Source organism: Pseudarthrobacter sp. C1, from assembly GCF_034720455.1.
Classification (GTDB): Bacteria; Actinomycetota; Actinomycetes; order Actinomycetales; family Micrococcaceae; genus Arthrobacter.
The window spans coordinates 448,153-469,353 of record NZ_JAYESK010000004.1; the positions used below are offsets into that span (position 1 = coordinate 448,153).

The 21,201-nt window shown below is 66.1% G+C and carries 16 protein-coding genes and 1 pseudogene; 7 read left to right on the plus strand and 10 right to left on the minus strand.

The genetic code is table 11. The features are described 5' to 3' along the window. Positions 1 to 149: 149 nt before the first annotated feature. A complete protein-coding gene (locus U7114_RS09705; protein ID WP_323057213.1) occupies positions 150 to 929 on the minus strand; it encodes a trans-aconitate 2-methyltransferase in 780 nt (259 codons plus the stop codon). A 96-nt stretch (positions 930 to 1,025) separates the two neighbouring features. Here U7114_RS09705 and U7114_RS09710 point away from each other — a divergent pair, with 96 nt between their 5' ends. From U7114_RS09710 to U7114_RS09720, 3 genes are read left to right on the plus strand one after another with little or no spacing between them, the layout of a single operon-like run. Then, the gene (locus tag U7114_RS09710) at positions 1,026 to 3,569 is read left to right on the plus strand and encodes a DEAD/DEAH box helicase (protein WP_321216173.1); all 2,544 of its coding nucleotides are present in this window, start codon (positions 1,026 to 1,028) and stop codon (positions 3,567 to 3,569) included. A gap of 42 nt (positions 3,570 to 3,611) precedes the next feature. After that, positions 3,612 to 4,112: a GNAT family N-acetyltransferase gene (locus tag U7114_RS09715; RefSeq protein ID WP_323057195.1), complete on the plus strand. Its 501-nt coding sequence runs from the start codon at positions 3,612 to 3,614 to the stop codon at positions 4,110 to 4,112. 7 nt (positions 4,113 to 4,119) lie between these two features. Beyond that, positions 4,120 to 5,454, plus strand: coding sequence for an alpha/beta fold hydrolase (locus U7114_RS09720; protein ID WP_321216171.1), 1,335 nt, complete (start codon positions 4,120 to 4,122; stop codon positions 5,452 to 5,454). Here U7114_RS09720 and U7114_RS09725 read toward each other — a convergent pair. The 6 genes from U7114_RS09725 to U7114_RS09750 all read right to left on the minus strand — a co-directional run bounded on the left by U7114_RS09725 (position 5,440) and on the right by U7114_RS09750 (position 12,361). Next, the gene (locus U7114_RS09725) at positions 5,440 to 6,828 is read right to left on the minus strand and encodes an MFS transporter (RefSeq protein ID WP_323057196.1); all 1,389 of its coding nucleotides are present in this window, start codon (positions 6,826 to 6,828) and stop codon (positions 5,440 to 5,442) included. The two genes, U7114_RS09720 and U7114_RS09725, sit on opposite strands and share 15 nt — an antisense overlap. A gap of 107 nt (positions 6,829 to 6,935) precedes the next feature. Beyond that, positions 6,936 to 7,964, minus strand: coding sequence for a TerC family protein (locus tag U7114_RS09730; RefSeq protein ID WP_321216170.1), 1,029 nt, complete (start codon positions 7,962 to 7,964; stop codon positions 6,936 to 6,938). A gap of 203 nt (positions 7,965 to 8,167) precedes the next feature. Further along, complete coding sequence (uvrB, locus tag U7114_RS09735) at positions 8,168 to 10,264, minus strand: excinuclease ABC subunit UvrB (RefSeq protein ID WP_157242378.1); 2,097 nt, start codon at positions 10,262 to 10,264, stop codon at positions 8,168 to 8,170. An 81-nt stretch (positions 10,265 to 10,345) separates the two neighbouring features. After that, complete coding sequence (gene coaE / locus U7114_RS09740; protein WP_323057197.1) at positions 10,346 to 11,560, minus strand: dephospho-CoA kinase; 1,215 nt, start codon at positions 11,558 to 11,560, stop codon at positions 10,346 to 10,348. A gap of 155 nt (positions 11,561 to 11,715) precedes the next feature. Next, positions 11,716 to 12,114: a hypothetical protein gene (locus tag U7114_RS09745; RefSeq protein ID WP_323057198.1), complete on the minus strand. Its 399-nt coding sequence runs from the start codon at positions 12,112 to 12,114 to the stop codon at positions 11,716 to 11,718. A 22-nt stretch (positions 12,115 to 12,136) separates the two neighbouring features. Continuing rightward, positions 12,137 to 12,361 (minus strand): hypothetical protein, encoded by a 225-nt coding sequence (locus U7114_RS09750; RefSeq protein ID WP_157242380.1) that lies wholly within the window; start codon positions 12,359 to 12,361, stop codon positions 12,137 to 12,139. A gap of 156 nt (positions 12,362 to 12,517) precedes the next feature. Here U7114_RS09750 and U7114_RS09755 point away from each other — a divergent pair, with 156 nt between their 5' ends. Both U7114_RS09755 and U7114_RS09760 read left to right on the plus strand, forming a co-directional pair. Beyond that, the gene (locus U7114_RS09755) at positions 12,518 to 13,207 is read left to right on the plus strand and encodes an IMPACT family protein (RefSeq protein ID WP_323057199.1); all 690 of its coding nucleotides are present in this window, start codon (positions 12,518 to 12,520) and stop codon (positions 13,205 to 13,207) included. Beyond that, positions 13,191 to 13,703, plus strand: a complete 513-nt coding sequence (locus U7114_RS09760) for a GNAT family protein (RefSeq protein WP_323057200.1) — start codon at positions 13,191 to 13,193, stop codon at positions 13,701 to 13,703. Before U7114_RS09755 ends, U7114_RS09760 begins: the two co-directional genes overlap by 17 nt. A 127-nt stretch (positions 13,704 to 13,830) precedes the next feature. Here U7114_RS09760 and rpsA read toward each other — a convergent pair whose 3' ends face one another. The 3 genes from rpsA to polA all read right to left on the minus strand — a co-directional run bounded on the left by rpsA (position 13,831) and on the right by polA (position 19,614). Then, the gene (gene rpsA, locus U7114_RS09765) at positions 13,831 to 15,309 is read right to left on the minus strand and encodes a 30S ribosomal protein S1 (RefSeq protein ID WP_157242382.1); all 1,479 of its coding nucleotides are present in this window, start codon (positions 15,307 to 15,309) and stop codon (positions 13,831 to 13,833) included. A 271-nt stretch (positions 15,310 to 15,580) separates the two neighbouring features. Beyond that, a complete protein-coding gene (locus U7114_RS09770; RefSeq protein WP_323057201.1) occupies positions 15,581 to 16,879 on the minus strand; it encodes a GNAT family N-acetyltransferase in 1,299 nt (432 codons plus the stop codon). A 50-nt stretch (positions 16,880 to 16,929) separates the two neighbouring features. Further along, complete coding sequence (gene polA / locus U7114_RS09775; protein ID WP_323057214.1) at positions 16,930 to 19,614, minus strand: DNA polymerase I; 2,685 nt, start codon at positions 19,612 to 19,614, stop codon at positions 16,930 to 16,932. A 193-nt stretch (positions 19,615 to 19,807) separates the two neighbouring features. On the opposite strand from polA, the gene U7114_RS09780 reads away from it, so the two are divergent. Together U7114_RS09780 and U7114_RS09785 are read left to right on the plus strand one after the other, a co-directional pair. Then, positions 19,808 to 20,284, plus strand: coding sequence for a PaaI family thioesterase (locus U7114_RS09780; RefSeq protein WP_197432526.1), 477 nt, complete (start codon positions 19,808 to 19,810; stop codon positions 20,282 to 20,284). A gap of 396 nt (positions 20,285 to 20,680) precedes the next feature. Next, positions 20,681 to 21,201, plus strand: a pseudogene (locus tag U7114_RS09785) (DUF222 domain-containing protein); the annotation flags it as partial.

Genomic DNA, 21,201 nt, shown 5'->3' on the forward strand with positions numbered 1-21,201 from the left:
CAACGTACCTCCAGTTGGGTCAGTCGTCGGAGGGAACAGCCTGCGGCGGCCTCTCCCCCATCCGCCACCCCGTCATTGTAGGCCAGATCACATTCCAGAGTTGTCACGCGTGTGACTGGAGTGTGAAGAGCGTCCAGCGGCCCGGTTCGTCACCGGTTCTTGCACCCCACCGCGAAGATCCTTCGAAAGGGAAAGACGGTGCCATGCCCCGTTTCTGGATACGCTTCCCGCAGCACGGCTGCGTACTCCGCCTCGAATTCCGCCCCCTCCGCCGCGGAAAGGGCGGCAAGGACGGGGCGGAGCGCTGTGCCGCGGACCCATTCCAGGACGGCGTCCGTGCCGGCCAGCACCTGCAGGTAGGTCGTCTCCCAGGCGTCAGCCGAGAACCCTGCGTCGAGCATGAGATGAAGGTAGTCCGCAGGCTCGCCCACCGACTCGCCTCCCTGCAGCACCCCGCCGAGCTGCCGCACCCACCGCTGTGACCCCGCCAGCCCGCGCATCAACGCATGGGACGGGGCGTTGAAGTTCCCCGGGACCTGGAGCGCGAACCAGGCACCGGGGCGGAGGGCATCCAGCCAGGTCCGCATCATGTCCTGGTGGCCCGGCACCCACTGCAGGGCCGCATTGCTGACCACAACGTCGGTCTGCCCGGAGGGTTTCCACTCCGAAATGTCCGCCAGTTCGAAGCGCAGGGACGGGTTCCTTTCCGCCCGTCCGGCGGCTTTGGCGAGCATCTCTTCCGATGAGTCAAGGCCAACCACGTCGGAACCGGGCCAGCGGTCCGCGAGCGTGGCGGTCAGGTTCCCGGGCCCGCAGCCAAGGTCCACCACCTGGACGGGCCGGTCCGCCCGGACCCTGCCGGTCAGGTCGAAAAAGGGCCGGTCCCGGTAGTCTCCGAACTGGACATATTTCGCCGGGTCCCACTTCATATCCATCTCCGCATTCTGGTGCCGTCTTCTGTACCGCGAAGCTTAACCCGGGCGGGGCGGAATCCCGGGCACGGCAGGGCACTAAGCTGGCAATCAATGAAACTCGTTGACCAGCTGCCCCATCTGCCCGCCTCCGTCCGTACTGTGGGTGTGGATCCCGACGACCTCTACACGCGGTTCGTTGAGTGGACGGAAAGCCGCGGACTGGCCCTGTATCCCGCACAGGACGAAGCCATTATGGAGCTGGCCACGGGGTCCAACGTCATCCTGGCCACCCCCACCGGGTCCGGAAAATCCCTCGTGGCCATCGCCGCCCACTTCCAGGCCATGGCCCAGGGCCAGCGGAGCTACTACACCGCGCCGATCAAGGCGCTGGTCTCCGAGAAGTTCTTTGCCCTGTGCGATATTTTCGGCGCCGAGAACGTGGGAATGATCACGGGCGATTCCGGCGTCAACCAGGATGCGCCCATCATCTGCTGTACGGCCGAGATCCTGGCCAACACCGCCCTCCGTGAAGGCGCAGCCGCGGAACTCGGCACGGTGATCATGGACGAGTTCCATTTCTACTCGGACCCGCAGCGCGGCTGGGCGTGGCAGGTTCCCCTGCTGGAACTCCCCCAGGCCCAGTTCCTTTTGATGTCCGCCACGCTGGGGGACGTCAGCCGGTTCGAGGAAGGCCTGACAACGCTGACGGGCCGCGCCACCACCACGGTGAGCTCCGCGGAACGGCCCATTCCGCTGCATTACTACTACCACGAGACCCCCGTGCACGAGACGCTGGAGGAGCTGCTCTCCACCAGGCAGGTGCCGGTCTACGTAGTGCACTTCAGCCAGGTCGAGGCAATTGACCGCGCACAGACGCTGATGAGCATCAACGTCTGCACCCGCGAGGAGAAGGACAAGATCGCAGAGCTGATCGCCAACTTCCGGTTCGCCGCCGGTTTCGGCAAGACCCTGAACCGGCTGGTCCGCCACGGCATTGGCGTGCACCATGCGGGCATGCTGCCGAAGTACAGGCGGCTGGTGGAGCAGCTGGCCCAGGCGGGGCTGCTGAAGGTCATCTGCGGCACCGACACCCTGGGCGTGGGAATCAACGTGCCCATCCGCACTGTCCTGCTCACGGCACTGAGCAAGTACGACGGCGTCCGCACCCGGCTGCTTAACTCCCGTGAGTTCCACCAGATTGCGGGCCGGGCCGGGCGGGCAGGTTACGACACCGCCGGGACCGTGGTGGTCCAGGCACCCGAACACGTGACGGAGAACGTCAAGGCAATGGCCAAGGCCGTGGCCAAATTCGGTGACGACCAGAAGAAGCTGCGCCAGGTGGTGAAGAAGAAGCCGCCGGAGGGGTTCGTCAGCTGGGGCGAGCCTACGTTCAAGCGGCTCGTCGAATCGGTGCCGGACCCGTTGACGTCAAGCTTCACGGTGACGCACGCGATGCTGATGAACCTGATGGAACGGCCCGGGGACCCGTTCGCGGCGGCCCGACGCCTCCTGACGGAAAACCACGAGACCCGGTCCTCCCAGCTGCAGCTCATGAAAAAGGCACTGGGCATCTACCGCGAACTGCTCGCGGCCGAGGTGGTGGAGCGGATCCCTGCGGAAGAGCAGGGACCCGACGGCCGGACCGTCCGGCTGACTGTCCACCTCCAGCCGAACTTCGCACTCAACCAACCGCTGTCCCCCTTCGCACTGGCCGCACTTGAACTCCTGGACCCGGAGTCGCCGTCGTACGCCCTGGACGTGGTGTCCGTGATCGAGGCGACCCTGGAGAAGCCGCGGCAGATCCTGTCCGCCCAGCAAAAGAAGGCCCGCGGCGAGGCGGTGGCCGCCATGAAGGCCGACGGCATCGAGTACGACCAGCGGATGGCCATGCTCGAGGAAGTGTCCTACCCCCAGCCCTTGGCGGAGATTCTCGGGGAAGCCTTCGAGGTGTACCGGAAGGCCGCGCCCTGGGTGGGCGATTTCGAGCTTGCCCCCAAGTCCGTGGTCCGGGACATGTACGAGCGTGCCATGAACTTTGGCGAGTTCGTGCAGTTCTACGGGCTGGCCCGTTCGGAGGGGATAGTCCTGCGCTACCTCGCGGACGCCTTCAAGGCCCTGCGGCAGACCGTTCCCCAGGACATGCTGCGCGAGGATTTGGAGGACCTGGTTGCCTGGCTCGGCGAGCTGGTCCGCCAGGTGGACTCCAGCCTCCTGGACGAATGGGAGGAACTGGCCTCGGGCGCCGCCCCGACACCGCACGACGCGCCGCCGCCGCCCCCGCCGTCGCTCACGTCCAACATCCGGGCCTTCCGGGTGATGGTGCGCAACGAACTGTTCCGCCGCGTTGAGCTGTTCGCCGACGAGGACGCGGCCGCGCTGGGGGAACTCGACGCCGCAGCCGGCTGGGGCGCCGAGCGCTGGGAAGACGCCCTGGACGACTACTTTGACGAACACGACGACATCGGGACCGGGCCGGACGCCCGGGGACCGGCCCTGCTCATCATCACGGAGGAAAAGGACCGGTGGAAGGTCCGGCAGATCTTCGACGATCCCGCCGGCAACCATGACTGGGGGATTTCCGCCGAGGTGGACCTGGCTGCCTCGGACGAAACCGGAACGGCTGTGATCAGGGTGACTGAGGTCAACCGGCTCTGAACGCTGCCAGCGCCTGCCGGGTGCCGGCGGTAAGCTCGAACAATGAGTGTAATCCGCCCCGCAACCCCGCAAGACGTACCCGCAATCCTCCGGATGATCCACGAACTGGCGCACTACGAGAAGGAACCTGACGCCGTCCGGAACACCCCCGGGATGCTGCAGCAGGTGCTGTTCGGAGAGAACCCGCGCGTGTTCGCTGCCATGGCAGAGAACGGGGCCGGCGAAGTCCAGGGGTTCGCTTTGTGGTTCCTGAACTATTCCACCTGGGAAGGCGTGCACGGCATCTACCTGGAGGACCTTTACGTGAGCCCGGAAGCCCGCGGCGAAGGACACGGAAAGGCCCTGCTCCAGCACCTTGCCGCCATTGCCGTGGAGAACGGCTACGCCAGGGTGGAGTGGAGCGTCCTTGACTGGAATGAGCCGTCCATCAACTTCTACCGGCGCCTCGGCGCCAGGCCCATGGACGGCTGGTCCACGTTCCGGCTCACCGGCCAGGCCCTCGAACAGTTCGGCAGTGCCGTCCCCGCCCCTGCCAATGGCTAGTGCAGGGATGCCATCGCCGGCAGGCCCGGCGGTCCGGGCAAGGCATGAGGTAAGGGCGAAGCACCAGTTCCGCGGGATGCGGACCACGGAGCACTTTTTCACAGTGCCGCTGGACCATTCTTCCCCCTCGGGCGAAACAATCACCGTCTTTGCCCGGGAGTACGTTTCGGCCGCGCACAGCGAGAACCAGGCCGCGGGTCTTCCGTGGCTCCTGTTCCTCCAGGGCGGTCCCGGCGGGCGCGGCAACAGGTTTGGCTCGCTGGGCGGCTGGAGCAAAGCGGCTGCCAAGGACTTCCGGATCCTCATGCTTGACCAGCGCGGAACGGGGCTCTCCACGCCTGCGGACCGGAACACCCTGCCGCTCCGGGGGTCCGCCGCGGACCAGGCCGCGTACCTGGAGCATTTCCGTGCGGATTCAATCGTGGCCGACGCCGAGCTGATCCGGGATGCCCTGGGGGCGGGCCCGTGGACGGTGTACGGCCAGAGCTACGGCGGCTTCTGCGCACTGACGTACCTGTCCTTTGCACCGGAGGGCCTGAAGGAGGTCCTGGTCACCGGCGGCCTTGCGCCGCTGACCGGCCCGGCCGATGACGTCTACCGGGCTACGTTCCAGCGCGTTGCGGCCCGCAACGCCGAGTACTTCGGCTGGTACCCGGAGGACCGGGACATGGTTGACCGGATTGCCCGCCACCTCAGGAGCACCCCGGAGTTCCTGCCCGACGGCGGCCCGCTCACCGTGGAGCGCTTCCAGATGGTTGGTTCCTTCCTCGGCGGCAATACGCGCGTGGACAGCCTGCATCACCTGCTGGAGGACGCCTTCACGGAAACAGCGGAAGGCACCCGGCTCTCGGATGCCTTCCTGGACCAGGTGCAGGGCATCGTATCGCGCCGGTCCAATCCCCTCTACGCGCTGATGCATGAATCCATCTACGGCCAGGGGCAGGCGACCGGCTGGTCCGCCTGGCGGGTACTGGCGGACTACCCGGAGTTCCGGCCGGACGCCGAGCCGCTGCTGCTGACGGGCGAGATGGTTTATCCGTGGTACTTCGAACAGGACCCTGCGCTTCAGCCCCTCCGGGACGTGGCGGACCTGCTTGCAGCCAAAACGGACTGGAAGCCGCTCTACGATGTTGCCCGGCTGGGGGCCAATACCGTTCCGGCGGCGGCCGCCGTCTACTCGGACGACATCTATGTGGACCGGAAACTCTCCTTGGAAACAGCGTCCGCGGTGCGCGGGCTGCAGGTCTGGGAGACCGGCGACTTCCACCATGATGGCATCGCCGACGACGGGGAGGCGATCTTCGCCAGGCTGCTGGGTATGGCCAGGTCAGGCGGGCGCTGACTCGCGCCGGCCGGCCACCACGGTCACGAACGCCGCGGCCAGGACGGCTGCGCCCACCACGCCGCCCAGCAGGTTCAGGCCCAGGTAGCCGATCCAGCTGAGGACCAGGCCCGACACCGCCCCGCCCACGGCCCCCGCTGCACCCATGAGCATGTCCGAAACCCCCTGCACCACTACACGGGAGTCCCGGCCGACGCTCTCGGCAAGCAGGGTGGAACCGGACACCGTGGCCGCGGACCAGCCCAGGCCCAGCAAAACCAGGCCTGCCGCCACCGCCCCCGTGGATGCCTGGCCGAATCCGGCAACAGCTACGGCGGTGATCAGCAGGGTGAAGCCAATCATGATGGTCTGCGCCCTGCCGGCCTTGTCCGTCAGCCAGCCCATCACCGGCGACAAAGCGAACATCCCGGCGATGTGCAGCGAAATGGTGAAACCGATGATCACCAGGACGTCACCGGACGCCGTGTGGCCCGCGTGGCTCGCGCCCGGCCCTTCGACCAGTTCCTGCAGGTGGAGTGGCGTCATGGACATCACGCCCACCATCACCGCGTGGGCCCCGACGACGGCGGCCACTGCCAGGAGCGCGGTCCGGGAGCCGCGGATGGCCCGGAGCCCGCGGACCAGCGAGCCGCCGTCGCGCTTTGCCTGCCCGTTGGTGCCTGCCCCCGCGCCGCTGCCCTCCGGTGCTGCCGGCGTTTGTTGTGCCGTGCCGGGGGCGCCGGTGCGCGCCTGTTGCGGCGCAAGTTCCCTGGCCAGCAGCAGCGGATCCGGCCGCAGGCCGGTAAAAAGCAGGACGTTCGCCAGGAGAAGCCCGGCTCCGGCAATCACGAAAGGCCCTGCCACCGGCGGAAGGCCCAGCGCCTGTCCCACCACGGTGCCGGGCTGGATGAGGTTGGGTCCGGCGACGGCGCCAACGGTTACGGCCCACACCACGGCGGACAGGGCCCTGCCGCGGTGCTCCGGGTCCGCAAGGTCGACGGCGGCGAAGCGGGCCTGCAGGCTGGCGGCGGTACCCACACCGATCCCGGCTGCGCCGAGCACCAGCAGGACGAAAAGGCCGGACACCACCGCGAGCACCATCAGGACCGTGCCTGCGAGGGCCGCGGACAGCCCGGCCACCTGGCCGGTCCGGCGTCCCCGGCGGTCCGCCAGCGAGGCAAGCGGCAGGGCAGCCAGGGCTGCGCCGAGGGTCATGACCGTGGCGACGGCGCCGGCCCAGGCACTCGACCCGGACAGTTCGACGGCGAGGATGGACCCGATCGAAACCGTGGCACCGGTGCCGATTCCGCCAAAAATCTGGGCCGCGCTCAGCAGCACCACCGTGCGCCGCTGCACGAGGCGCACCCGTTGGTCCGATATCAGGGTGGGGGCCATGGTCCGAGCATAGTCCCCCCATGCGCCTCCTGCAGAGGGGATTTAAAGCAACAATCCCGGCCGCAGGATACGGCCGGGATTGTCCGGGTCAGGAGGAGCAGGGACGCCTACTCGGCGTCGCTGTGGCTCCTCCGGACGTCCTCCTCGAGGCGGGGGTCCAGGTGCGCTTCCTTGGCCTTGGAGCTGACCAGGCTGGCGACCACCGCGATGACGATGGTGCCAACGATGACGCCCAGGGAAACGAACGTGGGGATTTCGGGGGCCCATTCAATGTGCTGCCCGCCGTTGATGAACGGAAGCTCGTTGACGTGCATGGCGTGCAGGACCAGCTTGACGCCGATGAACGCGAGGATGAAGGAGAGCGCGTGCTTCAGGTAGATCAGGCGGTTCATGAGGCCGCCGAGCAGGAAGTACAGCTGGCGCAGGCCCATCAGGGCGAACAGGTTGGCCGTGAACACGATGAAGGGGCTCTGGGTGAGGCCGAAGATTGCGGGGATGGAGTCGACGGCGAAGAGCAGGTCCGTGAGGCCGATGGTGATGAACACGATCAGCATGGGGGTGAAGACCTTCTTGCCGTTCACGGTGGTGCGCAGCTTGCCGCCGTCGAACTTCTCGGACATGGGGATAACCTTGCGGATCTTGGCGATCAGCGGGTTCTCCCGGTCTTCTTCGTCTTCGCCCTCGTCCTGGGCCTGCTTCCATGCGGTCCAGAGCAGGAACGCGCCGAAGATGTAGAACACCCAGCTGAACTGCTCGATCACGATCGCGCCGAGCAGGATGAAGATGCCGCGCAGGATCAGGGCGATGATGATGCCCACCATCAGCACTTCCTGCTGGTACTTCCGGGGCACGGAGAACCTGGCCATGATGATGATGAAGACAAACAGGTTGTCGATGCTGAGGCTGTATTCCGTCACCCAGCCGGCGACGAACTGGCCGCCGAATTCCGGGCCGGTGAAAGCGAACATGGCGCCGGCGAACACCAGGGCCAGAGTGACGTAGAAGGCCACCCAGAGTCCGGCTTCCTTCATGGAGGGTTCGTGCGGGCGGCGGACCACCAGGAGAAGGTCGGTCAGGAGGATCAGGCCAAGGACGACAAAGGAGCCGACCTCAAACCAGACGGGCAATTCGAGCACAGGGTAGCCTTTCGCAGGGTACAGAGATGCGGTGTAAGTCTCTCCGGCCTGCCTGCGCACTTGGTGCTGAAACGGCGGCCCGCTACGCCCGGCGGGGCAACCATGCCCTGCGTGTTGACGATCGTAGCGCTCGGGATACTCCCCTACGTGACGTTAACTCTACCCCAGGCGGGCCGCCCGCCCGTCCCCTCTTGATGTTTGTGTCAGGCGTGCCCGGCAGCCTGCATCTGCCGGAGCTCCTTCTTCAGCTCGCTGACCTCGTCCCTGATCCTGGCGGCCACTTCGAACTGCAGCTCGGCAGCAGCGCCGTGCATCTGCTCCGTCAGCTGTTCGATCAGGCCCACCAGGTCCTCGGCCGGGGCCGCTGCCAGGCCGTCCGAGCGGACCTGGGCGGCACCCTTTGCGGCGGACTTCCGCTTTCCTCCCTTGGCCAGCCGGTTGTTCTTCAGCAGCTCCTGGGTATCGGCGTCTTCCTTGGCCAGTTGGTCCGTGATGTCGGCGATCTTCTTCCGCAGCGGCTGCGGGTCCACGCCGTGTTCGGTGTTGTAGGCAACCTGGATGGCGCGGCGCCGGTTTGTCTCGTCGATGGCCTGCGCCATGGAGTCCGTGATGCGGTCGGCGTACATGTGCACCTGGCCGGAGACGTTGCGGGCAGCGCGGCCGATCGTCTGGATCAGGGACGTGGACGACCGCAGGAAGCCCTCCTTGTCCGCATCGAGGATGCTGACGAGGGACACTTCAGGAAGGTCCAGGCCCTCACGGAGCAGGTTGATGCCCACCAGGACGTCGAACTTGCCCATCCGGAGTTCGCGCAGCAGCTCCACGCGCCGCAGGGTGTCGACGTCGGAGTGCAGGTACTCCACCTTGATGCCATGCCCGAGGAGATAGTCCGTAAGGTCCTCGGCCATCCGCTTGGTCAGGGTAGTGACCAGGATGCGCTCGTTCTTGTCCGTACGGGTCTTGATCTCGCCCAGCAGGTCGTCGATCTGGCCCTTGGTGGGCTTCACCACCACCTCGGGATCGATGAGGCCCGTGGGCCGGATGATCTGCTGCACAAAACCGTCGGCCTTGCCCAGTTCATACTTGCCCGGCGTGGCGGACAGGTAAACGGTCTGGCCAACGCGTTGCAGGAACTCGTCCCATTTCAGCGGCCTGTTGTCCATGGCCGAGGGCAGGCGGAAGCCGAAGTCCACCAGGTTCCGCTTGCGCGACATATCGCCTTCGTACATGGCGCCGATCTGCGGGATGGTCACGTGGGACTCGTCCACCACCAGGAGGAAGTCGTCCGGGAAGTAGTCCAGGAGGCAGTGGGGGGCCGTTCCGGGGGCGCGGCCGTCGATGTGCGCCGAATAGTTCTCGATGCCGTTGCAGAAGCCCATCTGCTGCATCATCTCGAGGTCGTACATGGTCCGCATCCGGAGCCGCTGCGCTTCCACCAGCTTGTTCTGGCTTTCCAGTACCTTCAGCCGATCAGCGAGCTCATCCTCGATCCGCTTGATGGCCCGGGACATCCGTTCGGGTCCAGCCACGTAGTGCGACGCGGGGAAGACGTACATTTCCTCTTCGTCGCGGATCACCTCACCGGTCAGCGGGTGGAGTGTCTGGATATTCTCGATCTCATCCCCGAAGAACTCGATCCGGATAGCCAGTTCCTCGTACATCGGGATGATCTCCACCGTGTCCCCGCGGACGCGGAACGTGCCCCGATGGAAGTCCATGTCGTTGCGGGCGTACTGCATGGACACGAATTTGCGGAGGAGGTCGTCACGGTTCATCTCCGCCCCCTTGCGGAGCGTAACCATTCCTGCGATGTATTCCTCGGGCGTGCCCAGGCCGTAGATGCAGGAGACAGTGGCGACGACGATCACGTCCCGGCGGGTCAGCAGGGCGTTGGTGGCTGAGTGGCGGAGCCTTTCAACTTCCTCGTTAATGGAGGAGTCCTTCTCGATGAAGGTGTCCGTCTGGGCGACGTAGGCCTCGGGCTGGTAGTAGTCGTAGTAGGAAACGAAGTACTCCACCGCGTTGTTTGGCAGCAGCTCGCGGAATTCGTTGGCCAGCTGCGCCGCCAGGGTCTTGTTCTGGACCATCACCAGGGTGGGCCGCTGCACCTGCTCGATAAGCCAGGCGGTGGTGGCGCTCTTGCCCGTACCCGTGGCACCGAGCAGCACCACGTCCTTCTCGCCGTTCCTGATGCGCTCCGTCAGTTCGGCAATGGCGGCGGGCTGGTCGCCGGCGGGCTTGAATTCGCTGATGACCTCAAAGGGCGCCACAACACGGTTGATATCCTGCGCAAGGCTCATGGATCTAATCTACAACCGGGCACCGACACTATTGCGGCCCGTCCGTTACGGGCGAACAGCTCCGCCGGTCCGCGGATGCCTTCAGGACGCGTACGACGGCGGCGCCCAGCCGGTCTCCTCGGCCCAGGCGGACATGAGGGGCCAGGCAACGTCCGTGAACCACGGTTCCTTGGCCTCTGCGTACGCCCTGGTGCCCGCCGACCCGGCGAAACGTCCCGCAAGGCCTGCCTTATGCCGTGCATACAGCGTGCGTGCGGACGGGTCGGCACGCAGCCAGTCCCGGAACATCAATGCATAGCGCCATCCGGGCGAGCCGGCAACACGGACGTGGATGTTGACCGGACGCCCGGGGTCCGCGTTGGCATGGAACCGTTTCTGCCACTGCCCGGGATCCGGCGCCGACGGCTTGGGCGTATCGGACCCGGCACCGGGCACCACGGGGAACCCGGCTGCCGCCAGCAGGGGTGCAGCAGTGTCTGCAGCGTCCAGGCCGGAAACCGCAACCTGCAGGTCTATGACGTTCTTGGCAGCGAGCCCGGGGACGGACGTGGAGCCAATGTGGTCCACCGCCAGGATGAGCCCGGGGGCCGCGGTCTTCAGCCTCGCGGAGATCCTGGCCGCCTCCTTGGCCCATTCCTCCCGATACGGCTCCAGGACAGGACCGCAGTTCCTCGGCGCACGCCTGCCCGCGGCGAGGTTGCGGGCGAAGGGCACCAGCCGGTCGTCCCAGAGCCGGTCCACCTGGTCCAGCAGGTGCTGCACGCTGCCGGAGTTGTCCAGGACGACGTCGGCCGCGGCCAGCCGTTCCTCCCGCGTTGCCTGCGCAGCCATCCGCGACAGTGCAGCTTCGCGCGTCATCCCGCGGTGCTCCAGCATTCGCTGGAGCCGCACGTCGTCCGGCGCGTCGACCACCACCACAAGGTGGAAGTCGCTCCCCTGTCCGGTTTCCACCAGCAGGGGAATGTCCTGCACCACGACGGCATCTCCTGCTGCAGCTTCCACGATGGCGGCCGCACGCGAACGGACCAAGGGGTGGACGATTCCATTCAGCACCGCGAGCCGTGCCGGATCTCCAAAGACCAGGTCCCCGAGCCTGGGCCGGTCAAGGCGGCCATCCGGGCCAAGGACATCCCGGCCAAACTCAGCCACAACGCTGTCCAGGCCCTCGGAGCCCGGCTCCACCACTTCCCGCGCCAATGCATCAGCATCCACCAGCACCGCGCCGCGTTCCTTCAGGCGCAAGGCAACCACTGATTTTCCTGAGGCGATGCCGCCCGTCAACCCGATCTTGAGCACTCCCCCACCCTAATCCCCCGGTCCGGGTCCAGGTTCAGGTCCGGTCCAGGTCCGGTCCAGGTCCACGGCGCGTCTCCTGTGGTGCCATGGACCGGACCCGGCCGGAATTCATCCGGACAACCGCCCCGGCGCCCGGGGGTCATGCCCTAACAGTTCTAGTACATATGGCCCAGGGCGTATTGGTTAGCCGTGATGCGGGAGCTGGCGCCAAGAAAGTCGCCGAGCTGCTGCAGGGTGCGGATTTCCTCTTCACCGTAAGGCGCGGCTATCGAGTGTGCCTGCAGGTCCGTCGCGCCATCCGCCGTCGTCGAAGATGCATTCGCGGGCGCGGCAATCACTCCTGAGAAACCGGCTGCGGCAACAGTTGCGATGGAAAGGAACAGCTTCCTCTTTTTGGTTCCATCAGACCGCTTGCCATCCACTGACGCAGGTCCGGCCATGTGGGCAGAAATCCGGTGATTTCCTTTGGATGTGAACAATGTACTGCTCCTTTCTTGCGGTGCCACCCCGGATGGATGACAGGGTTTTTTCCTGACCGTCTTCGGTTCAGGCATTGCGCCGGATTCGGCGAAGAGTTCAGTAAGGCGAACCGGCCCTTGGCGCCAGGAGGTCCTCCAGGGCTGCCGGGTTGGACTTGGTGCGGTCCACCAGGCAGTCCGGCCAAATCTCTTCAACCCAGTTGTTGCCGTAGGCGGAACCTGGCGTGCCGCGCCGGCCAGGCTGCGGAAGGATTTCCGGCGATTCAATCCGGAAAAGACCTGTTTGATGCGTGCTGCGGCTTGAGGCTTCTACCCGCTTCATGGTCAGGCCCACCCTTCCTGTTCGGAATACTCTGCTGGTTCCGTTTCCTGGTGTTCCCAGATTCCCGCTGACGCCTTAATCGATCCTTAATCACGAGCCGCAACCCCTACTCCAGCCGTTGCCGGGCCAGGGGAACTTGGGCCTAGACTGGGCCGGGTGCAAGAGGAAGACAGCAGGGCCACGGGTTACACCACCCTGGCGGCCGGACCCGATTTCCGCCACGAGATCGAGATCAAGCGCTCCCGGTTCATTACCGTCCTGCGCCGCGCCGGCACCGAAGAACTGGCACGTGACCTGGTCACCGGCCTGCGCCGCGAATTCCATGACGCACGCCACCACTGCTCAGCGTTCATCATCGGCCCGGACCGGAACATCCAGCGCTCCAATGACGACGGTGAGCCCTCGGGGACGGCAGGCCTTCCGATGCTCGAGGCCCTCGCCAAAAGGGAGACACTCCCCGGGGTGGCCGACCTCAGCGACGTCAGTGCCGTCGTCGTCCGCTATTTCGGTGGCGTCCTGTTGGGTGCCGGAGGCCTGGTGCGCGCCTACTCGGAGTCCGTCTCCTCGGCGCTGTCCCTGGTGCCCATGGTGCGCCGGAGCAGGTTGCGCATCTGTGCCGCCGAAGTGCCGCACGCTGCTGCCGGCCGGCTGGAAAACGACCTGCGCTCCGCGGGATTCGTGATGGCCGGGACCAGCTACGCCGCCGGGCACACCGTCCTGCGCGTGGCCGTGCCGGACGAGCCCGCAGCCATTGCCGCTGCGGCCGGGCGCGTGCAGCTCCTCACCGCCGGCAGCGCCGCCCTGACGATGGAAGGAACGGAGTGGGTGGATGTCCCGCTTGCCTGACGTGTCCCTGCTGGACGTCGACGAACAGCTGCTGGAACAGCTCCTGGACCTGGCCAAGCGGGACGCTTCGCCGGATGAGGTGGCTCCCCCGCTTGGCGGCCCGGGCTGGAACCTTGAACGGACAGCCTGGTTCTTCACTTACCACCGCGCCGCCGCGGAAGGCCTCGACGGGACGGCCGGCGAGAAATCCTGGGGGATCCTTGCCGATGGCGCCCTCGCCGGCTCCATCCGGCTCAAGCGCGTGGATGCAGGCACCGGACGGGACACCGCAGAAACCGGGATCTGGCTCGGCAGGAGGTTTCGGGGCCGCGGCATCGGAAGCGCGGCACTTCGCCTGGTCCTGGCTGAGGCCCGCAACGCCGGAATCGCCGAGGTGACCGCCCGCACGCTGGCCGGAAACCCCGCCGCCCAGCGGATCCTTGCCGGCGCCGGCGCCACTCTCACGCCTGACGACGACGGAACTGTCCGCGCCGTCGTCGCACTCCCAACTGACTAGCAGCAAGCGCACCGAAAATCGCGTTTGGCAGCGCTAAGTGCCAGTCAGTTGCTGCTTTAACGCCAACGGGCCCCCGCGTTTGCGGGGGCCCGTTGTGTCAGCCCGGAAAAGTCCGGACCGTTGGCACTTAGTTGCCGGTCAGCTTCTCACGCAGGGCGGCGAGAGCCTCGTCGGATGCAAGCGTACCCGCACCGGTGTTGGACTCAGCAGCCGGCTCCGAGGAGTAGCTGGTGGTGCCGGAGTCGCTCTCACCGGACGTTGCAGCTGCAGCGTCGTCGGCAGCGTGCTGGGCAACCTGCTTCTTGTGTGCTTCCCAGCGGGTCTGGGCGTCAGCGTACTGCTGCTCCCAGGCGGCGCGCTGGTTTTCGTAGCCTTCAAGCCACTCGTTGGACTCGGGATCGAAGCCCTCGGGGTACTTGTAGTTGCCCTCTTCGTCGTACTCTGCGGCCATGCCGTACAGAGCGGGATCGAACTCGGTGCTGTCGGCGTCGACGCCCTCGTTGGCCTGCTTGAGGGACAGCGAGATGCGGCGGCGTTCCAGGTCGATGTCGATGACCTTGACGAACAGCTCGTCACCAACGGAGACAACCTGCTCTGCCAGCTCCACGTGGCGGACAGCCAGCTCGGAGATGTGGACCAGGCCTTCGATGCCGTCTTCGACGCGGACGAACGCACCGAACGGAACGAGCTTCGTGACCTTACCCGGGACAACCTGGCCCAGGGCGTGGGTGCGGGCGAAGGTCTGCCACGGATCTTCCTGCGTAGCCTTGAGCGACAGGGAGACGCGCTCGCGGTCCAGGTCGACCTCGAGAACCTCGACGGTGACTTCCTGGCCAACTTCGACAACCTCGGACGGGTGGTCGATGTGCTTCCAGGACAGCTCGGAAACGTGAACCAGGCCGTCTACGCCGCCCAGGTCCACGAATGCACCGAAGTTGACGATGGAGGAAACGACGCCGGGACGGACCTGGCCCTTTTCCAGCTTGTTGAGGAAGGTGGAGCGGACCTCGGACTGGGTCTGCTCGAGCCATGCACGGCGGGACAGCACAACGTTGTTGCGGTTCTTGTCCAGCTCGATGATCTTGGCTTCGATCTGCTGACCGATGTACGGAGCAAGGTCGCGCACACGGCGCATCTCGACGAGGGATGCGGGCAGGAAGCCGCGCAGGCCGATGTCGAGGATAAGACCACCCTTGACGACCTCGATGACGGTACCGGTGACGACACCGTCTTCTTCCTTGACCTTCTCGATGTCGCCCCAGGCACGCTCGTACTGCGCGCGCTTCTTGGAGAGGATCAGGCGGCCTTCTTTGTCTTCCTTGGTGAGCACCAGGGCTTCGACCTGATCGCCAACGGAGACGACGTCTCCGGGGTCAACGTCGTGCTTGATGGAAAGCTCGCGGGAGGGGATGACACCTTCGGTCTTGTAACCGATGTCGAGCAGGACTTCGTCGCGGTCGACCTTGACGACGGTACCTTCGACGAGGTCTCCGTCATTGAAGTACTTGATGGTCGCGTCGACTGCTGCGAGGAAGTCCTCAGCGGTACCGATGTCGTTAATGGCGACTACGGGGGTACCGGGCTTCTCGGTGGAGGTGATGGTCATGTAGTAGGGGCTCCGTTGTGGATAGTTAGTCGGTCAGGCAAACCGGCGCGCCCGCGTTATGGAACGCAGGCGCGATTTGCGGTGAATCCGACGGATCCTCCGGGTCATCCTGATTTTGTGGATTGCTGAGAAAATATTTAACTGCAAATACGTGCACGTAGTACACGCCCGTTTATTCTAGTCGCTGCCCGCAACACGGGTCAAAAGCGGCGAGGCAGGGCACGCGCATGACGCGGCCACCCGGGAAGGGGACCCCAGGCTGCCAGTGACCTCAGAAGTGGGTAAGGCAATGCGTTGCGCGCTCGACGGCGAACATCTGCCTGGCCTTCAGCGCGGATCCTGCTGTATGCTCCCGGACCTTGCCCGCTGCCGCCAGCGTGACCGGACTGACCCCGCCGACGTACATCGAGGACAGCGCGGAGACATCCAGGGTCAGGTCCGCCTCCGCCGTCTCCGGCAGGCGCTCGACGGCGGCCTGGCCGCCGTCGACGGAAAGAGCGTACGTTCCGGCCGTGAGGCCGAGCGGATCCAGGACTTTCAGCGCCAGGCGGCCTCCTGCCGGGTAGTGCCGCCCGGCCAGTGCCTTCGGGACATCGAGGATGCGCAGCCAGAGCATGTCCCGGCTGTCCGAGGAGTCGATGCAGCGCGGATCGTCCAGGGCCCAGGCCAGCGGGTCGTCCAACGGGGCTTCCGTCCAGGACACGCGCTCCACCAGATCGATGGCGCCAAGGAACTGCCAGAGTTCCAGGTAGGCATCATTGGTGCCGGCCAGCAGGTCCACCACTTCCACGGTGTAGGGCTCGGTGTCCCAGCCGAGGAACTTGTAGGAGACGTAGCCGTCGACGGTTCCGGCGGGCCCGTAATGGAGCGCCACCTTGATGGCGGGGTCCTCCTTGCCGTCGCGGCCGAGTGAGCCCGACGCAAGCTGCCGGTACCAGTCCTGCCGTCCTACGGACCCCGGGGTCAGCCGGTGCACCCGGTCGAAGACTTCCGGAGCCAGCTGCAGCAATGCCTTGGGATCGGCGACCTCCACGGTGCCGGCGGGCTGGTGCGGCAGGCTGAACCGCGCGGTGGTGTCAACCTTGATGTTGCGTTCAAAGCTGGCCACGCCGTAGCCGAACCGGCCATATATGGTTCCCTCTGACGCGGTCAGCGCCGCCACCGCAACCCCGTCGTCTTTCGCGAGCTGCAGGTCCTCGCTCATCATCCGCCGCAGCAGGCCGCGCCGCCGGTGCGAGGTGCGGACGGTGACAGCGGTGACCAGGTGGGCTTCCACCAGGTGCCCGAAGCCGACGTTGAGCGTGTTGCGCATGGTGCCGAAGGTGGCCACCGGCACGTCGGCGGGCAGCGACGACGGCGCTACCGGGCCGGTTTGGTAGGCGCCGGTGAGGACGCGCCGGTCGGCCTCATACGTCTCAAGCGTCTTGGCGACGTGTTCCGGCGTCCGGGTGGATTCGTGGAAGCCGAAGGACACGGCGCGGCTCCAGGTTTCGGCCTCGGCGTAACCGTCCTTGCCCTTGGACACAGCGTCAAAGCGCCGGATTTCATAGTTTCCACTCAGATCAGCCACGCACCTGAGCCTAGCCAAGATCCCCGGCGCCTGGCCAGCATCAACACCCGCTAGTGGCCGGCGTCGTACCAGCTGGGGCCGACGCCGATCTGGACCTCCAGCGGGACGCTCAGGTCCGCGGCGGCGGCCATCTGCTCGGTAACCAGCTTCTCCACGGCCGCGCGCTCACCGGCTGCCACTTCCAGGACCAGTTCGTCGTGGACCTGGAGCAGCATCCGTGATTTCAGCCCCTGCGCTTTCAACTCGGCGTGGACTCCCAGCATGGCGCGCTTGATGATGTCCGCGGCCGAGCCCTGGATGGGACTGTTCAGGGCAATCCGCTCGGCGTTCTCCCGGAGTTGCCTGTCCGTGCTGGTGAGGTCCGGCAGGTAGCGCCGGCGTCCCTCGATGGTTGCGGTGTACCCGTCAATGCGGGCCTGGTCCACCACGCCGCGGAGGTAGTCGCGGACAGCGCCGAACCGGTCGAAGTAGTCCTTCATGAGGGTCCGTGCCTCATCGACGGAGATCTCCAGCTGCTTGGACAGGCCGAACGATGTCAGGCCATAGGCCAGGCCATAGGACATTGCCTTCACCTTGGAGCGCATGGCGCTGGTGACCTCTTCGGTGGGCACATGGAAGATGTTCGAGCCGACGAACCGGTGCAGGTCCTCACCGTCCCTGTAGGCCTGGATCAGGCCCTGGTCACCGGACAGGTGGGCCATGATGCGCATTTCGATCTGGGAATAATCGGCGGACAGCAGGCACTCATAGCCCTCCCCCACCACGAAGATCCCGCGGACCCGCCGGCCTTCCTCGCTGCGGATAGGGATGTTCTGCAGGTTCGGGTTGTTGGAGGAGATGCGGCCTGTCGCTGCCACATTCTGGGCGTAGGTGGTGTGGATGCGGCCGTCCTCGGCCACGGACTTCTTCAGGGATTCGAGCATCTGGCTCAGCTTGGCGGCCTCCCGGTGCGCCATCAGCTGCACCAGGAACTCGTGCCCCGTCTTTTCCAGCAGGTTCTTCAAAGATGCGGCGTCCGTGGTGTAGCCCGACTTGATCTTCTTGGTCTTGGGCAACTGGAGTTCCTCGAAGAGGACAGTCTGGAGCTGTTTGGGAGAGCCCAGGTTCACCTCATGCCCGATCGCCGCGAACGCTTGCTCCTGCGCCTGGTCGATGACCCGGGCCAGATCGGCGATCTGGTCATCCATACGCGCCATGTCAATGGCAATGCCGGCGAGCTCCATGTCCGCCAGGACACGGCTGACCGGCAGCTCAAGGGTGGAGAGCAGTTCCTCCGCCTTGCGCTCCTTGAGTTCGTCCTCGAAGTAGCGGCTCAGGGCCAGCACGACGGCGGCCGCCTGGACCAGCGCGTCGGCTGCGGCGTCGTCCTCGCCGTCGAAGGAGAGCTCCAGCTGGCCTGCCTTGGCCGTGGCGGCAGGGATCCCTACGTTGAGGTGGTGCTGGGCCAGCTCCGCGAGTTCGTAGGTGCGCCGGTCCGGCTGGATGAGGTAGCCGGAGATGGAGGTGTCATCCACCATGCCTTCCAGCTCCAGTCCACGGGACGTCAGGGCTTTCAGTGCGGCCTTGAAACCGTGCAGGACCTTCGGCGCTTCCGGGTCCCGCAGCCAGCCGGCCAGGACGTTCTCCGACTCGGCGTCCTGGCTTGACAGGTCGACATAGGCGGCAGCGCCGTCCCGGACAATCGCCAGCGCCGCGGCGTCCTCGCCGATGCGGCCGGGGACAAGGTCGACGGAGACGGCGGAGCGCTGCCCCGCGCCGGCGTCGAGGAACGCTGACAGCTCCGCGGCACTGCCCGGCACGACGTATTGCGGCGTGTCGATGCTTTCCCGTTCCGCGGCAGGCTTGTCCGCATCGCCGTAGAGCGCAAAGAGCCGGCTGCGGATGGTCTTGAACTCAAGCTTGTCGAACAGGTCCTCCAGGGCGGCCTGGTCCGGCCGCGGCTGGTAAAGGTCATCCAGCGTGACGGGAAGCTCAAGGTCCGTGTGCAGCTGGTTCAGGCGGCGGTTCCGCTTGACGGCCTCGACGTTTTCGCGCAGCGCATCGCCCACCTTCCCGCCAATCGCATCCAGGTGCTCCAGGACGCCGTCGAGCCCGCCGTAAAGATTGATCCACTTGGCGGCCGTCTTGGGCCCGACCCCGGGCACGCCGGGGAGGTTGTCCGCCGTTTCGCCCACCAGCGCAGCAAGATCCGAGTACCGGCTGGGGCTGACGAAGTACTTCGCCTCAATGGCAGCGGCATCCATCCGCGGAATGTCGCTGACGCCCTTCCTGGGGTACAGCACAAAAACGTTGTCGGTGATGAGCTGGAACGCATCGCGGTCCCCCGAGACCAGCAGCACTTCGTACCCTGCTTTTTCTCCCATGGTGGCGAGGGTGGCAAGAATGTCATCTGCCTCGTAGCCGGGCATTGTGATGGTCTTGATGCCCCAGGCCTTCATGACCTGCGCAATGAGGTCGATCTGGTTGTTCATCTCCCGCGGAGTCTCGTTGCGGCCACCCTTGTATTCGCTGTACTCCGTCTTGCGGTGGGTGGATTCGTCCGAAACGTCGAAGGCCACCGCGATGTGGGTGGGCTGCTGCTCCTTGATGAGGTTGATCAGCATGGAGGTGAATCCGTGAATGGCGTTGGTGTGCTGCCCGTTCGTGGTTGAGAACTTGTCCGCGGGCAGCGCAAAAAACGCGCGGAATGCCATGGAATGTCCGTCCAGCACCAAAAGGCGCGGCTGTCCCGTCATGGGAACCACCGGGGCTTCCGTCGCAGAAACCGAGCCACTGGCCTGTGCCGGGACATTGCCCCGGCCTGCGCCTTCCCCGACTGCAGCGTCCTCAAGGGTGGCGGAACCCTGCGGTGCTTTGTCCTCCTGCAAGGTTTGGGACGGGAAAGGGGCCGGTTTGGTTGTTTCACTCACAGGTGCCAGCCTAGTTGCCATGATGGACAATTTCACGCCCGGCCCTTTCGCCGGGGAGCTTGCGGCCGCCGGAATCCCTGAGCATCTGCACGGTTGGCTGGGCCGGTTCGGGATCGGCGCCCTGGTGGTGAAAATGGGGATTCACTTCCTGGAAATGAGTCCCGAGCGGAGCGTTGCCACCATGCCCGTGGAGGGCAACACCCAGGTTGCGGGCATTCTGCATGGCGGCGCCCACGTAGTGCTGGCGGAGACCCTTGGTTCGTTTGCCGCGGGGATGCACGCGGGACCGGACCGCCACGCTGTCGGCATCGAGGTGAATGCCACGCATCACCGCTCCATTGCGGCGGGCACTGTGACTGGAACCTGCACCGCCATCCACCTGGGCAGGACCCTGGCCACCCACGAAATTGTGATTACGGACGGGCAGGGCCGCCGGCTGTCCACCGCCCGTATAACGAACATGATCCGGGACAACGTCCCGGCCCGGCAGGAGTAGGGCGAGTCCCCCTTCGATCCTGTGCCCTTCCCGGCCCCAATAATGTCGTACCCTCCCGCGATGATTTTGGTATGGGGAAAGCGGCGGTGGCGAAGGCGTTTGAGGACATGAATGCCGCTCTTGCCGTGCTCATTGCCGAGGCGGACGGGTGCGGTTCGGAGCCGTTTTCCGCTGCTGATCCGCTGGCCGGGCTGGCCGACGGGTGCCTGGACATCCTTGCCGGGGCCGCCGGGGTCCAGGCCAGGGTGGCGGGGCTGGTGGCCAGCGCTGCAGGGACTTACGCCGCCACCGCCCGGGCGGCCGCCCCGCCGGACCCGCCCGTGCAGGCGCTTGAAAGGGCTATCGCCGCCGAGATCAGCTGTGTCATGGCCATCGGTGACCGGGCAGCCGNCCAGCGCTGCAGGGACTTACGCCGCCACCGCCCGGGCGGCCGCCCCGCCGGACCCGCCCGTGCAGGCGCTTGAAAGGGCTATCGCCGCCGAGATCAGCTGTGTCATGGCCATCGGTGACCGGGCAGCCGGAGCCCTGCTGGCCCGCTCCCACGCCCTGAGCACCTCCCTGCCCCGGACCCTCGCAGCCCTGCACAACGGAACCATCTCCTGGCAGCACGCCACCGTCATGGTGGACGAGGCCGCCACCCTTGACCCCGCCGGCGCCGCCGCCCTGGAAGCCCACTTCCTGGACCCGGACACACCAAAACCCGCCACGGCCGCCCCGATCGGGGAGATCCCCGCGTACCGGTTCCGGGCCAAGGCGCGCACCTGGCGCGAACGCCACCACGCCGACTCCATCGAAAAACGCCACGCCAAAGGGGTTTCGGACCGGCGGGTCGAATACCGGCCCGACCAGGACGGGATGGCCTGGCTCTCCGCCTACCTGCCCGCCCACCAGGCCACGGCCCTCTGGAACAAGCTCAC

Coding starts and splice junctions, on each gene's coding strand:
- U7114_RS09725 (WP_323057196.1), bottom strand. CDS start 6,828: ATGGCCCCCACCCTGATATCGGACCAACGGGTGCGCCTCGTGCAGCGG.
- U7114_RS09705 (WP_323057213.1), bottom strand. CDS start 929: ATGAAGTGGGACCCGGCGAAATATGTCCAGTTCGGAGACTACCGGGAC.
- U7114_RS09715 (WP_323057195.1), top strand. CDS start 3,612: ATGAGTGTAATCCGCCCCGCAACCCCGCAAGACGTACCCGCAATCCTC.
- polA (WP_323057214.1), bottom strand. CDS start 19,614: ATGACGGGACAGCCGCGCCTTTTGGTGCTGGACGGACATTCCATGGCA.
- U7114_RS09710 (WP_321216173.1), top strand. CDS start 1,026: ATGAAACTCGTTGACCAGCTGCCCCATCTGCCCGCCTCCGTCCGTACT.
- U7114_RS09780 (WP_197432526.1), top strand. CDS start 19,808: ATGATGGACAATTTCACGCCCGGCCCTTTCGCCGGGGAGCTTGCGGCC.
- U7114_RS09745 (WP_323057198.1), bottom strand. CDS start 12,114: ATGCCTGAACCGAAGACGGTCAGGAAAAAACCCTGTCATCCATCCGGG.
- U7114_RS09760 (WP_323057200.1), top strand. CDS start 13,191: ATGTCCCGCTTGCCTGACGTGTCCCTGCTGGACGTCGACGAACAGCTG.
- U7114_RS09720 (WP_321216171.1), top strand. CDS start 4,120: ATGCCATCGCCGGCAGGCCCGGCGGTCCGGGCAAGGCATGAGGTAAGG.
- uvrB (WP_157242378.1), bottom strand. CDS start 10,264: ATGAGCCTTGCGCAGGATATCAACCGTGTTGTGGCGCCCTTTGAGGTC.
- rpsA (WP_157242382.1), bottom strand. CDS start 15,309: ATGACCATCACCTCCACCGAGAAGCCCGGTACCCCCGTAGTCGCCATT.
- U7114_RS09750 (WP_157242380.1), bottom strand. CDS start 12,361: ATGAAGCGGGTAGAAGCCTCAAGCCGCAGCACGCATCAAACAGGTCTT.